The organism is Psychrobacter sp. AOP5-GZ1-6, assembly GCF_052376345.1.
GTDB lineage: Bacteria > Pseudomonadota > Gammaproteobacteria > Pseudomonadales > Moraxellaceae > Psychrobacter.
This window is the reverse complement of sequence record NZ_JBQSVP010000026.1, coordinates 19,819-33,983: the sequence shown is the minus strand read 5'-3', so window position 1 is coordinate 33,983 and position 14,165 is coordinate 19,819. Positions and strand designations below refer to the sequence as shown.

The 14,165-nt window shown below is 42.7% G+C and carries 13 protein-coding genes; 6 read left to right on the top strand and 7 right to left on the bottom strand.

What is annotated here, in order from left to right:
* Positions 1-225: 225 nt before the first annotated feature.
* Together ACT3RN_RS05620 and ACT3RN_RS05615 are read right to left on the bottom strand one after the other, a co-directional pair.
* Positions 226-678 (bottom strand): hypothetical protein, encoded by a 453-nt coding sequence (locus ACT3RN_RS05620; RefSeq protein WP_192518941.1) that lies wholly within the window; start codon positions 676-678, stop codon positions 226-228.
* 141 nt (positions 679-819) lie between these two features.
* Positions 820-2,052, bottom strand: coding sequence for an RtcB family protein (locus ACT3RN_RS05615; RefSeq protein WP_192518940.1), 1,233 nt, complete (start codon positions 2,050-2,052; stop codon positions 820-822).
* A gap of 254 nt (positions 2,053-2,306) precedes the next feature.
* Here ACT3RN_RS05615 and rtcR point away from each other — a divergent pair, with 254 nt between their 5' ends.
* Both rtcR and ACT3RN_RS05605 read left to right on the top strand, forming a co-directional pair.
* Positions 2,307-3,989, top strand: a complete 1,683-nt coding sequence (gene rtcR, locus ACT3RN_RS05610) for an RNA repair transcriptional activator RtcR (RefSeq protein ID WP_192518939.1) — start codon at positions 2,307-2,309, stop codon at positions 3,987-3,989.
* A 79-nt stretch (positions 3,990-4,068) separates the two neighbouring features.
* On the top strand, positions 4,069-4,518 hold the full coding sequence (locus tag ACT3RN_RS05605) for a lysozyme inhibitor LprI family protein (RefSeq protein WP_192518938.1): 450 nt from the start codon (positions 4,069-4,071) through the stop codon (positions 4,516-4,518).
* 280 nt (positions 4,519-4,798) lie between these two features.
* On the opposite strand, the gene ACT3RN_RS05600 is transcribed toward ACT3RN_RS05605, so the two are convergent.
* Positions 4,799-5,281 carry a hypothetical protein gene (locus ACT3RN_RS05600; RefSeq protein WP_192518937.1) on the bottom strand — a complete coding sequence of 161 codons (483 nt, stop codon included), beginning with the start codon at positions 5,279-5,281 and terminating at the stop codon, positions 4,799-4,801.
* Positions 5,271-6,203 (bottom strand): hypothetical protein, encoded by a 933-nt coding sequence (locus ACT3RN_RS05595; protein WP_192518936.1) that lies wholly within the window; start codon positions 6,201-6,203, stop codon positions 5,271-5,273. The genes ACT3RN_RS05600 and ACT3RN_RS05595 overlap by 11 nt, the downstream gene beginning before the upstream one ends.
* A gap of 190 nt (positions 6,204-6,393) precedes the next feature.
* On the opposite strand from ACT3RN_RS05595, the gene ACT3RN_RS05590 reads away from it, so the two are divergent.
* Positions 6,394-6,777: a hypothetical protein gene (locus ACT3RN_RS05590; RefSeq protein ID WP_192518935.1), complete on the top strand. Its 384-nt coding sequence runs from the start codon at positions 6,394-6,396 to the stop codon at positions 6,775-6,777.
* On the opposite strand, the gene ACT3RN_RS05585 is transcribed toward ACT3RN_RS05590, so the two are convergent.
* Entirely contained in the window at positions 6,774-7,601 is an 828-nt protein-coding gene (locus tag ACT3RN_RS05585) for an IclR family transcriptional regulator (protein ID WP_192992524.1), read from the bottom strand. The genes ACT3RN_RS05590 and ACT3RN_RS05585 overlap by 4 nt on opposite strands.
* 177 nt (positions 7,602-7,778) lie before the next feature.
* Between ACT3RN_RS05585 and ACT3RN_RS05580 the strand changes: the two genes are divergently transcribed.
* Both ACT3RN_RS05580 and ACT3RN_RS05575 read left to right on the top strand, forming a co-directional pair.
* Positions 7,779-8,963 (top strand): acyl-CoA dehydrogenase, encoded by a 1,185-nt coding sequence (locus tag ACT3RN_RS05580; RefSeq protein ID WP_192518933.1) that lies wholly within the window; start codon positions 7,779-7,781, stop codon positions 8,961-8,963.
* 417 nt (positions 8,964-9,380) lie between these two features.
* Entirely contained in the window at positions 9,381-10,601 is a 1,221-nt protein-coding gene (locus ACT3RN_RS05575; protein WP_225739122.1) for a CaiB/BaiF CoA transferase family protein, read from the top strand.
* Positions 10,602-10,641: 40 nt separating this feature from the next.
* On the opposite strand, the gene ACT3RN_RS05570 is transcribed toward ACT3RN_RS05575, so the two are convergent.
* Positions 10,642-11,784 carry a WG repeat-containing protein gene (locus ACT3RN_RS05570; RefSeq protein WP_225739124.1) on the bottom strand — a complete coding sequence of 381 codons (1,143 nt, stop codon included), beginning with the start codon at positions 11,782-11,784 and terminating at the stop codon, positions 10,642-10,644.
* A gap of 426 nt (positions 11,785-12,210) precedes the next feature.
* Here ACT3RN_RS05570 and ACT3RN_RS05565 point away from each other — a divergent pair, with 426 nt between their 5' ends.
* Entirely contained in the window at positions 12,211-13,257 is a 1,047-nt protein-coding gene (locus tag ACT3RN_RS05565; protein ID WP_192518931.1) for a histone deacetylase family protein, read from the top strand.
* A gap of 144 nt (positions 13,258-13,401) precedes the next feature.
* On the opposite strand, the gene ACT3RN_RS05560 is transcribed toward ACT3RN_RS05565, so the two are convergent.
* On the bottom strand, positions 13,402-14,163 hold the full coding sequence (locus tag ACT3RN_RS05560; RefSeq protein ID WP_192518930.1) for an IclR family transcriptional regulator: 762 nt from the start codon (positions 14,161-14,163) through the stop codon (positions 13,402-13,404).
* Between the last annotated feature and the right edge of the window lie 2 nt (positions 14,164-14,165).

The following is a 14,165-nucleotide window of genomic DNA, read 5'->3' as shown; positions in this document are numbered from 1 at the left end:
AAATACCAAAGTACTATAGCTCTGATGAAAATTGGTACAAGCGTTTTGCCATGATTCATAACTTTGTCTATTATCATCTCGCTTAGCAAAAGTACTGCTAATCAAATGATGGAGCCTTTGAATTTTTGCTTCACTTTTTAAGATACTTTTATGAATAGAGGTTGGTTTTTTCATAGCTTTCCAAATAACTGATTTTATCTCTATGACTGTCTAATACTAATAACACTAGAGAACAATTCCTGTTTGTTCGCAATATTGTTTGATGGCTTCAAAATATTGAGATTTAGAGAATGTTAAGTTAATCGCTGGCTCAAACACAGTTTGATATTCAGTATATTCCCACGCAATAAGCTTCCACTCTACGGTTTGATCGCCAACGATTATTTCTGTAGAAAAAATTCCACAATGATCACAAGCACAATGACAGCTATAAAGAACTAACCGAGTTGACGCTAAGCCGTTTATAAATAACTTTTGACCTAATAGCTGCGATATATAATTGCGTTGTGAAAGATCACAGAAATCGAGGTCATTACTTATGTTTCCTAAATGGCGACAGTCTCCAAGCAGTTCTATTAATGGTTTGCCATCAATATAAAATTCAACGATTTTTATATCATCTAATTTAGAGTCATAGGGAAAGTCATAGTCCACTAAACTCATTTGAAAATGATTCATAATTTAGCCTGTAGCCTTTGGCTCTGCCCAAAAAATAATATTTGCTTCTTCTAAATAGTTTACATCTAGCCCACAGTATTTGACAGTAGTATCTAAATGCGGGAATTCAGCCTTGAGCTGGTAGACCCATAGCTTGGCTTCTCACCCTTTAACACAAACCACCTGACGCAGCGTATGTACCACTTCTACCAAATCACTTTGCGCTTGCATTACGTCTTCAATATTTTTATACGCCGCTGGAATCTCATCGATCACATCCGCATCCTTTCGGCATTCTACGCCCTCGGTCTGCGCCATTTGATCGGCGACCGTGAATACCTTTTTCGCCTCGGTACGTGACATGATACGACCTGCACCATGCGAGCAAGAGCAGAATGACTCTTCGTTTCCTTTACCGCGTACGATAAAGGATTTAGCACCCATTGACCCTGGAATGATACCGTATTCGCCAACGCGAGCACGTACTGCGCCTTTGCGAGTGACGAACACTTCCTCGCCGTAATGTTGCTCTTTTTCCACATAGTTATGATGACAGTTCACTGCTTTTACTGCCGCATCAAATGGTTTAGGTACGATTTGGCGTAGCGCTTTGATGGCTTTTTCCATCATGATTTCGCGGTTTTTAAAAGCAAAACGCTGCGCCCAACCAACTGCAAACCAGTAATCATCAAAGTGCTCTGTACCCTCGGCGAAGTAAGCCAAATCTTTATCAGGCAAGTTGATAAACCATTTGCGCATGTCCTCACGTGCCAGCTCAATAAAGTAGCGACCAATGGCATTACCCACACCGCGTGAGCCTGAGTGCAGCATGATCCAAACTTGGTTGGTCTCATCAAGGCACACCTCGACAAAATGGTTTCCCGTACCCAGCGTACCCAAATGATTAAGGTTATTGGTATTTTTTAGGCGAGGGTGCTTTTGGGTTATATAATTAAAGTCATCAACCAGCGTTCCCCAACCGTTCATTACGGTGTCATCAGGGTTGGCCCACGCGCCAACATCACGGCGTGACCCGCGACCACGCGTTTTACTACGACCATGTGGAATCGCTTTTTCCAGTTCGGTACGCAGACCGAGCAAGCTATCTGGCAAATCGTTCGCGGTTAGGGTGGTTTGCACTGCCATCATCCCGCAGCCGATATCGACGCCAACGGCAGCGGGAATAATCGCTTCTTTGGTGGGCAATACCGTACCGATAGTCGCGCCAATACCGACATGCACATCGGGCATCACCGCAAGCCATTTATATACAAACGGCATTTTTGATGCTTTGATCAATTGGTCGTGTGCTTTTGGATCGACGGGCACGCCCTTGGTCCAAAGTCTAATAGGCGTTCCACCATCTTGAATGATGTTATGAGTGGTTGGTTGCATGGCGTTTTCCTTAGCGTTGCAAAGTTCGTTTATTATGAAAGATGATTCTTACTTTATATAATGCTAAGGGCGTGCCAAGTTTTTAGGATAGTTTGAATTTATTTATAAGTGTTTGATAGTAAATGGTTTAATTATTACGTATTTTTCAAATAGATGAATTTACTTAACCATGGGCTAAAAATATATAGAAATAAAACTAACTAGATAGAAAATAATATACTATTTGCTAATGATAATCAGTGATAAGTAATATTATGAATAGTGATTCGAACAACAAAACTGCCGTCATCGGCTTCCTCGGCACTACTTTAGACAATGGCTTTAATGATAAGCGTTGGCAACGATGGCGCCCAACAGTCAGTCTAGGTTTGCATGACGAGCTACTGGTCGATGAGCTGCATATTTTATATAGCAAGCGCGATAAGCGACTGTTTAAAATTATTAAAGATGACATGGCGCAAGTCAGCCCGCAGACGCAGGTGATTGGTCATCATGTGACGTTGATTAGTCCATGGGATTTTGCCGACGTTTATGCTGAGCTGTATGACTTTGCTGCAAGGTTTGATTTTCAGGACAATACCGATTACTTGCTGCATCTGACCACGGGTACGCACGTGGCGCAGATTTGCTGGTTCTTGTTGGTAGAGGCGGGATTTATTCCCGCTGATTTGATTCAGACTTCTCCTTGCCCAAGACCTGACCAAGCTGATCCGCAAGGTCGCTATCAAGTGATTGACTTGGACGTCTCGCGCTATGATGGTTTACGTGAACGTTTTGAAGCAGAAAAAGCCCAACATTGGCAAACCTTGCAAGCCAATCTAGTCACCCAAAACGCCGCTTATCAAAAGCTCATCTCCGATATTGAAAAGGTCGCCACACGCTCAACCGCACCCATATTATTAATGGGCGCAACAGGAGCGGGCAAGTCGCAATTGGCAGGCCAAATCTACGCGCTTAAAAAAGCCAAAGCCAGTAGCACGCAAGGCAAAAACACGCTTGAAAAATTCGTCGAGGTCAACTGCGCGACGCTGCGTGGTGACACCGCCATGAGTGTGCTATTCGGGCATGTCAAAGGCGCATTTACGGGAGCTGCAACGAGTCGTGATGGACTGCTAAAATCAGCCGATAGTGGTTTGTTATTCTTAGATGAAATCGGAGAGTTGGGGCTTGATGAGCAAGCGATGCTATTGACCGCATTGGAGGAGCAGCGCTTTTATCCGCTTGGTAGTGATACACCGATTAGCGTGTCGTTTCAGCTAATGGCAGGCACCAATAAAGACTTGCGGCAAGCGGTCGCTGATGGCGAGTTTCGAGCGGATCTATTTGCGCGTCTCAATACATGGACGTTCTTTTTGCCATCGCTTAAAGACCGTCTAGAAGATTTACCTGCCAATATCGACTATGAGTTAGCGCGTTTGGGTAGCGAGCAGCAGCAGCACTATCGATTTACCCCAGAGGCGAGGCAGTTGTATGAAGCTTTTGCGATGAGTGCGGATGCGACATGGCAAGGGAACTTTCGTGATTTGACGGCCAGTATGATTCGCCTGACCACGCTGGCTGAGAGTAAAGTGATTCGCAATGATGACGTACAAGCGGAGATTGAGCGCTTAACGCATCTTTGGGAATTACCTGACAGTTTGAATGGTTCGAATAGTTTAAGTAAGAAAAGTGCTACTTTAGATAGCGAAACCATCGAGCAGGGTAGCCATAATATTTTAATAAAATATCTAGATGAGGAAACTCTTGCGACTATTGATCCGTTTGATGCGGTGCAATTGGCATATGTGATTGAGATTTGTATTAATCATAGAAACCAAGCGGCGGCTGGGCGCTATCTGTACGCCAACTCACGCGATAAGCTAAAAAGCCCGAATGATAGCGACAGATTGCGTAAATACCTGATGAAGTTTGGGCTTAGGTTTGATGAGCTGGGGTAGATTTTTCTGCTAACCAACAAACGCAAATTAGTAAAATAAAGTATACTATTTAGTACGATTAAAAAGATAAGGCAGTATCATGAAAACTAAATCAACTTATGCACCGTATGGTTTTATACTGGGCGCATTTACGCTAATAGCAATGGTATCTCCAGCATGGGCGAGTAATGGCGATACGGTTGATTGTGACAAGGCTTATTCGACCTATGCGATGGAATATTGTGCCGCGCAAGAGAGAGAAGATGCTACTAAAATTATGCGTCGATATCTGATTGCCAGTTATTCTCAATACAATGAAAATCCTGAGATTGTTGAAGCCATCAAAGCCTCTCAAAAAGCTTGGGAAAAATATGAATATAGTAATTGTGATGCGGTCTATACATCATGGACGACAGGGTCAATTCGTGGCTTAATGTCTATTAACTGTAGTACCCGAATCACCAAACAACGCACGCATGAGTTATGGCTGAATTACTTAACTTATATGGATAGTACACCGCCGGTTTTACCTGAGCCTTTATTAGATTAAATGAAACAGGTAGTAATTATTGTTAGATGTTTTGGCATTATATTTCTTATGATGGCTTAGAACATTTATTCTTTACAGTTGTAGCATTTTCTATGTAACTACACGTCGGACGATTCTAACAGTGAGATTTGACGATAAATGTCTGCTGTCCATTACTGTTGGGGAAGATATCGTCTAAATATTTAGCATGATATATCTCAATATCTTCATTACAGCCTGTTAGACATAAGCAGAAAATAAGAAGACTATAGAGAGATTTTGACATTGCAACTCTTAAGGATTATTGTTTTTTATGATAATAAAAAGGGTATAAACAAAAATATTTTCTTAATGGCGTAACGATAGTTTTGTTATTGGGATATACCTTTACTTTGAAGCTGCAATAAGCTGCTTGTCCTATATAAGCTGGCGTTTTCGTAAAAGTCACACCATCTAGATCGTATATATTTTCATCTGTAAGATAGTCCCCGAAATATGAATAATCTATGCCCAGATAAATATCTTTATCTATAAAGCGGTTTTTTACATGCAATGTCATATTCTTTGACTTCGATTTTTCAATCTTGTAGCTTAGTTTCCAATCATTTAGTTCTTCAACTGTCGGTTCTTCTCTTGTGTCTATATATTGCAAAGAGTTGAACCTTATTGGTGCGTCTGTATTATTAAAGATTTTAATCTGTGGACTTGTCACTAAGTCGAAAATTTTTAGCGAAATAAATATCAGAACCAAGGCAAAGAGAGTTCTTTTTAGCTTAAAAGTCATAACCTTTAACCACTGGCGTGTTTACCGAGAAGTCGATTTGGTAATTATGAGTGGCATCTTTTTCATCGATAAGCCCATTACCATCGCTATCAGAGCGCGTGATAAAGTAATAACGCGCAACTTGTGGCATCCACTTGGTCGATTGTACATACTCATTATCAGGATGCAGTTTGGTCAGTTGCTTACCCATATTGTCACTCATGTATAACGCTTGTTGACGCATGATATTTTTGCCTTCTTCGTCAGGCTGGTTGGGCGTCTCAGAGACATGGTAAATGAGATGGTTGAAAGGGGTATTGATAGTCACTTTTTCGGTACCTCTCAGGGCATCCTGCGCTGCCTCATAATTAGCGTCATAATCCATATCAGCCAACATTTCAGTGTCATATGCGAGTGCGTCTGCTTGTGAGATATCTTTAGCGGCAATGAGCTTGTATTGCGTGGTATATGGTAGAAATATCTGATCGATGATGAAGTTGTCATTGGGCATCAGTTTTTGCGTGTTGCCTGTCGCTATCTCTTCAAACACAAAGTTATTGGCATGCGTGTGATACCGATAAGTGCTTTGTTGCTCAAATATAGGATAGACCATTTCTCCTTTTCTAGACTTGATACTGCTCAAGCCTGTTTCTTGGTCTTCTATATCAATCGGGGTAATAGGGTGCAGTAGTGCGGGCGTACCATGAATATATTGAGGGAACTGTATGCTAGTAGAATCCTGCATAGCTGTGTTTGTTGCATCCCCTGTTTGGCTGGCATTGTCGGCTTGATTATTAGTAGTGTCCTGAGTATCTGCCTGCTGGCAAGCGCTAAGCATCAGGGCACACAGTAAGCCACTGCCTAGATTCAGCCCCAGTTTTGAACGCAAACCAATACTGAAATTAGATGTCTGTTCACGCTTACTTTCGTGTCGGTAGTCCATGACCTGTCCCCATTCATTTTTATGATGTCATAAGTTTTTATGATATACAGATATATCGAACTTTCAATCAAGTTAGATGGAAAGTATGTGGAACAGGTTAATGCGGGTTATCTATTATGATACTTTTAAAGGTAATCTCATTACTGAATGATTTTCTCTGGAACTATATGGTTTTTTATGGAACGATGATATGCACTTGCTTACGTCAACGATTTGTATTTCTCTAGCTGTCTTATTAACTGCTTGTAACCCATTAGATCGAGGGAGTGGATCGGTCGTAGATAGTTCGACTGCTACTGCCACGATAGGCATCACTGAAAAGGCGGCATTTGAGTCATTATTAGTGACTTTAGAACAGCGTCCGAACGCAGATCTGGATTGTTTGCAGTTTCTCTTTGAGAGCAACAATGACAATGCTATAGCGACAAGTTGGGAGTTTGCCGCTTTTGAAGTTCATGATGATATTTGCGGTGGCGATTCTTATGTGGGTCATGTCCGTGATCGCTATAAGGTTAGTGCAGACGGTTCAGTGATGATCTATGATTCTACAGACGGAGAGTACAAACCGTTTTAATTCCCACCACCAATCCGCTCCGCCAATACCTGTAACTTTGGCACTATCATCGCGGCATAGTCATCCGCTTCCCAGTTGGCACTTGGCACACTGGCATTGAGCGAATAAGCGTATTGCCCAGTTGCGACATCAAATACGCCAATGGCGACCGCCAATATGTCAGTAGAAAACTCTCCATCAGACACGGTATAGCCATATTTCTCATAATGCTCTGCCGCGCTGGCTAGGGCAGTTTGTGCATGGTTATAATCCTCGATAGACAACTGTTCTTGTAAATTGCTACGAATCACAGCCTGTCTTGCTTGTGAGCTTACCGCATAAAAAGCCCGTCCAATGGCAGTGCGTGCAACGGGCACCGCTGAGCCAACCTGTAAGTTGACCGATAGGCGAGCAGGACTACGACAGCAGGCGTGATAGCGCATTTCTCCTTCGACTTCGGTCGCTAGATTCACTGATACCTCATTCTCACTAGCAAACTGTCGCAGTAAAGGCTCAGCCGCTGCAACCATATCGTGGCGACTCCACGCGGTAGCACTGAGACGTACAGCACTACTACCCAATTGATACTGTCCGTGCTCAGTGACACGTAAAAACCCAAGCGTGGTCAAGGTATGGATCAGGCGAGTGATGGTCGCTTTTGGTAGTGCTGTCATCTGACATAGCTGCTGATGGGTGTGCTGCTGATCATGCTCAAACGCTGCAAGTATCGCCAGTCCACGACCTAGAGCCATAACGAATTGTCGATCGTTCTCTTCCTTGCTTTGCTCAAGTGTAGTCGTCAAGCGATTCAACAGTGGTATGGCTGCTGATAAATTTTTTGTCATTTTATACTCATCTTTTTTTGATAAAGGTTTACAGCGCGGCGAAAGTTTGCTTAAATGGTTTTAAATTATGAAACTAAGTTTCGCATAGCGGAATTATGAAGTCAATAGTCTATTTATTTAACCCCATTTATCAATCACTATTCGTCGGTCAGGATGACTGATATCAAGGAGAACCACATGGCAACATCTACGCGCCCAAGTTTTGATTGGGAAGATCCTTTCTTATTACGTGACCAGCTTACTGACGAAGAACGTATGGTGACGGACAGCGCCCGTCAGTTTTTTCAAAATGAGCTGATGCCTGGAATTCTAGAGGCCAATCGTAACGAAAGCTTTGACCGTAATATTATGCGTCAAATGGGTGAGATGGGTCTGCTGGGTGTCACGATTGAAGGCTATGGCTGTGCTGGTTTATCGAGTGTTGCCTATGGTCTGATTGCTAAGGAAGTAGAAGCCGTTGATTCGGGCTACCGCTCAGCGATGAGTGTGCAGTCAAGCCTAGTGATGCATCCTATTTGGGCGTATGGCACAGAAGAGCAAAGAGAGCGTTATTTACCAAAGCTTGCGACAGGTGAGTATGTCGGCTGTTTTGGTTTGACTGAGCCAGATTCAGGTTCTGATCCCTCGTCGATGTCGACACGCGCGCGCGCAGTGGATGGCGGTTATGAGCTGACGGGTAATAAAATGTGGATTACCAACAGCCCTATCGCTGATGTGTTTGTGGTCTGGGCAAAAGATGATGCGGGCGAGATTCGTGGTTTTATTTTAGACAAAGGCATGAAAGGGTTATCTGCACCAAAAATCGAAGGTAAGTTTTCATTACGTGCATCAATCACCGGTGAGATCGTCATGGATAAGGTGTTCGTCCCTGAAGCCAATGCGTTCCCAGATATCCGTGGTCTAAAAGGCCCATTTGGCTGCTTAAATAAAGCCCGTTATGGTATCGCATGGGGCAGTATGGGTGCGGCTGAGTTCTGCTGGAAAGCAGCACGCCAGTATACGCTCGATCGTAAGCAATTTGGTCGTCCGCTCGCCGCAACGCAGCTTGTGCAGTTGAAGCTGGCCAATATGCAAACAGAAATCAGCTTAGGTCTACAAGCAGCACTACGTGTGGGTCGTCTGATGGATGAAGATAACGCTGCGCCTGAGATGATTTCACTTATTAAGCGTAATAACTGCGGTAAAGCACTTGATATCGCTCGTATCGCTCGTGATATGCATGGCGGTAATGGTATCTCTGATGAGTTCCATGTCATTCGTCATGTCATGAACTTAGAAGCGGTCAACACTTATGAAGGCACACATGATATCCATGCGCTGATTCTTGGTCGTGCACAGACGGGCATTCAAGCATTCTTTTAAGCGTTTTATAGTCAAGTCTATATAAATCCGCTACATCGTCATCCTCGCTAAGCATACTAATGTATAACTTGCACTCGGTTTCCTTGTATCGAAATTATATTGAACTGACTATAGCTAAAAATGTTTGGTACAACTGTATTCTGTGACGTACGTGGCTGCTTGGCTTTTATTAAAAGAGCATGAACAGTAGCGTACGTTTTTCAGTTGCTCTTCATCATTTAATGATTAGATGGCTGCATGATGAAGAACAATTTTATGATTACAAATCAAAGAATAGGCGATAGTCGATTCAATATAACGTGGATACCAGAACGCTGCGTGAAAGTATTACAAGTAGTAGGTTAATAGTAGGCGCTAAGCGAGACTGATACCGTACCTAACTTATAAAGGATTGACCATACAAAATGAGGGATGACTATGACCATCAATAGCAATGCCAATAATGACATGCCAAAGGGCGCGTTGCATGGTATTAAGGTGCTTGATTTGTCGAGAGTGCTGGCAGGGCCTTCTTGTACGCAAGTATTGGCCGATCTTGGTGCCGAAGTCATCAAAGTTGAGCGTCCACATATCGGCGATGAAACGCGGCATTGGGCGCCGCCAAAGTTTAGCGACGACACATCCGCCTATTACGCGACCATTAACCGTAATAAAAAATCACTGACGGTAGATATCACGACCGATGCAGGACAAGATATCATCAAAAAACTGGCCGCTGATAGTGATCTCTTGGTAGAGAATTTTAAAGTGGGCGGTCTCAAAAAATACGGTCTAGATTACGACAGTCTAAAACAAGACAATCCGCGGCTGATTTATGCGTCATTGACAGGGTTTGGTCAAACAGGGCCAGATGCTGCGCGCCCTGGTTATGACTATATTATTCAAGGGTTGTCAGGGCTGATGAGCATCACAGGTCCAAGCGATGGCGAACCACATAAAGTTGGCGTGGCCGTGGTCGATTTATTTGCAGGGTTGCAGCTGACGATTGGTATTCAAGCAGCTTTGATTGCTCGTGAGACTACGGGACTAGGGCAACAGGTGGATGTTGCACTTTTAGATAGTGCGCTTGCCATGCTAGCTAACGTTGGTATGAACCATTTAGCTTCAGGTAAAGTACCACCAAGGCTAGGCAATCAGCATCCTAATATCGTGCCTTATCAAGTATTCGCAGGTCAGGGTGAGCAGCACTTTATCTTAGCCTGTGGTAATGACAGTCAGTTTGCCAAATTGTGTGACGTGCTCGCAGTCGATTGGCATACCGATGATCGCTTTACGACCAATCCTAACCGTGTTGCCAATCGTATGCTGTTGTGTGATGAGCTGAGCAAGAAGTTTGCCGAGCAACCACGTACTTATTGGTTGGAGGTTTTAGATCAAGCAGGTATCCCGTGCGGAGCGATTCATAATGTCGCTGAAGCATTGGCCATGCCGCAAGCACTGGCACGCGAGATGGTCGTTAATTTCACTGAGCAAGGCAGTCCAGTAAGCGCACTTGGGAGCCCAATTAAACTATCTGCATCACCAGTTACTTATCGTACGCCGCCACCGAAGTTGAGCGAGCATACTGATAGCACGCTTGCTGATTTGGGCTATGACAGTGAGATGATCGCCAAGCTCAAAGCTGATGGGATTGTTTGATGCTTTTAGAGTAATCAATAAAATTTTTGATAATAAAGCTTTAACTATCTAATAATGGTGAGTCTATTACCTGACCTTGCTTATCGATATAAACCCATTCTCCTTCATACTGAACAAAGGCTAGATCGCCATAAAAATAGGTAGCATCATCGTATTTAAATTCAAGAGCTATCTTACCCATTTTATCGACAAACCCCCATTTGTTATTTAGTTTAATAGCAGCAAAATCTTCGGAAAAACTTCGCACCTCATCATAGTCTAAAGGAATGACTGTTTTGCCAACTTTATCGATAAATCCCCATTTACCGTTTTGTTTAACGGCGGCTAAGCCTTCTGAAAAATTGTTTGCTTCATCATATATAAGCGGAACTACAATAGTGCCAACTTTATCAAGAAACCCTTGTTTATTGTTCTTGGTAACCATTAATAATCCTTCTGAAAACTCACGGAGGTAATCATATTCTATCGGAATGATGGCATTGTCATTATGGTCAATATAGCCCCATAGCCATTGCTCCATGACATGTGCCATACCATTTTTAAATGATGCTGCTATATCATATTGAGGCGGTATGACCATGTTGCCTGTATGATCAATAAAGCCAACTTTATTATTTTGCTTGACAGCGGCTAAGCCTTCTGAAAAACTCCAAGCATCCTCATACTGCGGTTCAATAACTGCTTTGCCACTTCGATCAATATAGCCGTACTTATCATCTTGCTTCATCCAAGCAAGTCCTTCTGAAAAATCACCAGCATTGTCATATTGAAGAGATATGACGACATCTCCTGACCTACTAATAAATCCTGTTTTATCATTGACTTTAACCACTGCCAATCCTTCTGAAAAGTCACCTGCTTGGTCAAATATTAAGGGTATGACTAACTTGCCCATTTTATTAATAAATCCATACTTATAGTCTGATGAAGAAACCCAAGCATTGCCCTCCGAGAAGTAACCGATTGAGCTATATGTTGGAGCGACCACTATCTCTTTATTAGCGTTAATGAATCCATATTTATCATTACGAAGCACTTTTGCTAGGCCATCTTTTAAGCAAGAAATATCATGATAGCCAGCCACATGAGGCCTGACACAAGCTGATATTGACTGAGCAAACAAAGTACAGCTCACTAGTGTCGAAACTAAAAGTAATTTATATAGATTAATGCGAAGTTTCATCAATAACACCTACAAATTTTAGTGTATAAAGAAATTAATACTAACGCATTATTTATAGTTTTTATTGCATGTTAATAAAATTTTGTCTACTGTAATCAAAATTATTTGCTAAAGTTCTAACCATGCCTTCAATATCTGCTGCTAATAAGCTGATTGCTGTTCTATCTTCGACCAAATTGCTTTCAACAATTTTTATCAGGTTTAGCTGTTTGAGCCTGGTGTTGCTGTCAATAAGCTTGGTCGCCTATGCCGAAACACAAGAATGCTATAGCACTGAATTTGGGCTAAATTATGCCTCTGATATCAGTCAATATATCAATGTATCAGACACGCCCTAGATAACTTTAATAATATTTGGTAGTGTGTCAAAAAGGATGCTGACTAAAATTAAAGATAGAATTTATTGAAAGCAATGGAGTGTTAAGTATGAAAATATATAGTCATGAAAACCTAAGTCTGCACAGACCGCTACCTTATTTTTCTTACGGAAAGATGCATGATCCGTTAGAAATACCAGAGCGTATGGTTGAGTTTTTAAAAGCACCAGCAGCGTTAGATTTAGAGGTGACAACCGCTACTGACATCGGAATTGGGCCAGTACTGGCTGTTCATGATTTTGGTTATGTTGAGTTTCTCAAAAATGGTTATGATGAATGGATGGCAGTTGAGGAAGACTTGGGCGCGCAGGTGCAAACAGGTATTTTTGTACCCTATGACAACCCTGGTATCGGCATCATGGCAAAAGCGTCAAAGTATCAGGCAGACGACTGCGCACCCATCAGTGAGCACTCTTGGACATCTATTTATTGGTCGGCACAGACTGCACTCAATGCGGCTGAAGCACTTTTAAATGATGAGGCGTCAGACATCGAGCGTGCCAAAAGCCATATACAGCTTTGCTTTTCACGGCCACCTGGTCATCATGCGCGCAAAAGTGCAGCGGGTGGGTTTTGCTATCTAAATAATGCCGCTATCATCGCTGAACATCTACGCCAGAAATATGCAAAAATCGCCATTATCGATACGGATATGCACCACGGACAGGGTATCCAAGAGATATTTTATGACCGTAAAGATGTGCTATATACCTCGGTACACGCTGATCCTGTTAACTTCTATCCAGCAGTGACAGGACATACGTTTGAAAAAGGTGCAGGCGTAGGCGAGGGTTACAATATCAATTTTCCGATGCCACATGGCACCGACGAAGTTGGTTTTTTTGGGTATGTTGATAAGTCTATCGAGGCGATGACGCTGTTTGACCCTGATGTTATTATTCACGTATTGGGCTTTGATGTTTATGAAAACGATCCAGAGGCGAGGTGCGCTGTCAGTACGGAAGGCTTTAAGGTATTGGCACAAAAGATGAAAGCGCTAAATAAACCATTGATTGTCTTAGTCGAGGGCGGTTATTACATTCAAAAACTCAATGATAATCTGCAAGCGTTTTTATCGGGGCTTATTGCAGAGTAGTGTTAACATAGCTAAAAACTCAGTAGGTTTAGAATACAAGAGGGTTGGTTGCAGGCGCTTTCTCACCCAACCCTAAATATTTCAAATATGGCTGGGCAGGTTATCGGTTTAACGCTTTCTGATGCGCTAGCGTATGTAATATCATTAGGTCGCTACAAACCCCAAACGTTGCTCAATTTGCTCAGCCAATTCGATCAAAACGGCACTCACTTCCACGCGCTTGCTTTCATACTCTCCTTGCAAAAAACTCACCGCCATACCAGCGATGGCAATCCCCGATGCATTACGAATATAAGTTCCTAAGCAATACATCCCATCACGCAATTGTCCATCATCCAATGAGACGCGACTACGATGAATCTTGCTCATTTCAGTGGCCAATGACTCAAAATCAGACACACAGTTTTGGTTCAATGGCTCAGGGAATGTGTCTTCATATAACGATTTTATGGCACTCATCGACATGGTCGATAGCATGGCTTTGCCTGTGGCTGAAAAAACGGCTGGCACGCGCACACCTGCACGAAAAGTAAAGCCAAGTGGAGCAGGGGACTCATGACAGGCCAAAAACACCACTTCGCCCAAGTCCAGCTTTGACAAGGTCACCGTATGCTGGAGCAGTACAGGGTATTGTACGATAAGGTCTTTGAATAACTGTATGACCCCTTGCTGTTGTTCGTACTTGCCGGCCCAATACATGAGATACGAGCCTAAATGAAAGCGGCTATCAACGTCTTTATAAATGATATGTTTGGTCAATAGGCTTTGTAAAATATTGTGGGTTGAGCTACGAGGCAGTTTAAGTTGCTTGGCAATATGAGCCGCTGTCAATGGCTGAGGGCTATCTGTAATTAAATCTAAAATTTGAAACGTTTTGTCCAACGCTGGAACGGCAGTTGTGCTCATAG

Bases quoted from the DNA above. Each gene is read 5' to 3' on its own strand.
- ACT3RN_RS05620 (WP_192518941.1), bottom strand. From the start codon at position 678: ATGAATCATTTTCAAATGAGTTTAGTGGACTATGACTTTCCCTATGAC.
- ACT3RN_RS05615 (WP_192518940.1), bottom strand. From the start codon at position 2,052: ATGCAACCAACCACTCATAACATCATTCAAGATGGTGGAACGCCTATT.
- rtcR (WP_192518939.1), top strand. From the start codon at position 2,307: ATGAATAGTGATTCGAACAACAAAACTGCCGTCATCGGCTTCCTCGGC.
- ACT3RN_RS05605 (WP_192518938.1), top strand. From the start codon at position 4,069: ATGAAAACTAAATCAACTTATGCACCGTATGGTTTTATACTGGGCGCA.
- ACT3RN_RS05600 (WP_192518937.1), bottom strand. From the start codon at position 5,281: ATGACTTTTAAGCTAAAAAGAACTCTCTTTGCCTTGGTTCTGATATTT.
- ACT3RN_RS05595 (WP_192518936.1), bottom strand. From the start codon at position 6,203: ATGGACTACCGACACGAAAGTAAGCGTGAACAGACATCTAATTTCAGT.
- ACT3RN_RS05590 (WP_192518935.1), top strand. From the start codon at position 6,394: ATGCACTTGCTTACGTCAACGATTTGTATTTCTCTAGCTGTCTTATTA.
- ACT3RN_RS05585 (WP_192992524.1), bottom strand. From the start codon at position 7,601: ATGACAAAAAATTTATCAGCAGCCATACCACTGTTGAATCGCTTGACG.
- ACT3RN_RS05580 (WP_192518933.1), top strand. From the start codon at position 7,779: ATGGCAACATCTACGCGCCCAAGTTTTGATTGGGAAGATCCTTTCTTA.
- ACT3RN_RS05575 (WP_225739122.1), top strand. From the start codon at position 9,381: ATGACCATCAATAGCAATGCCAATAATGACATGCCAAAGGGCGCGTTG.
- ACT3RN_RS05570 (WP_225739124.1), bottom strand. From the start codon at position 11,784: ATGAAACTTCGCATTAATCTATATAAATTACTTTTAGTTTCGACACTA.
- ACT3RN_RS05565 (WP_192518931.1), top strand. From the start codon at position 12,211: ATGAAAATATATAGTCATGAAAACCTAAGTCTGCACAGACCGCTACCT.
- ACT3RN_RS05560 (WP_192518930.1), bottom strand. From the start codon at position 14,163: ATGAGCACAACTGCCGTTCCAGCGTTGGACAAAACGTTTCAAATTTTA.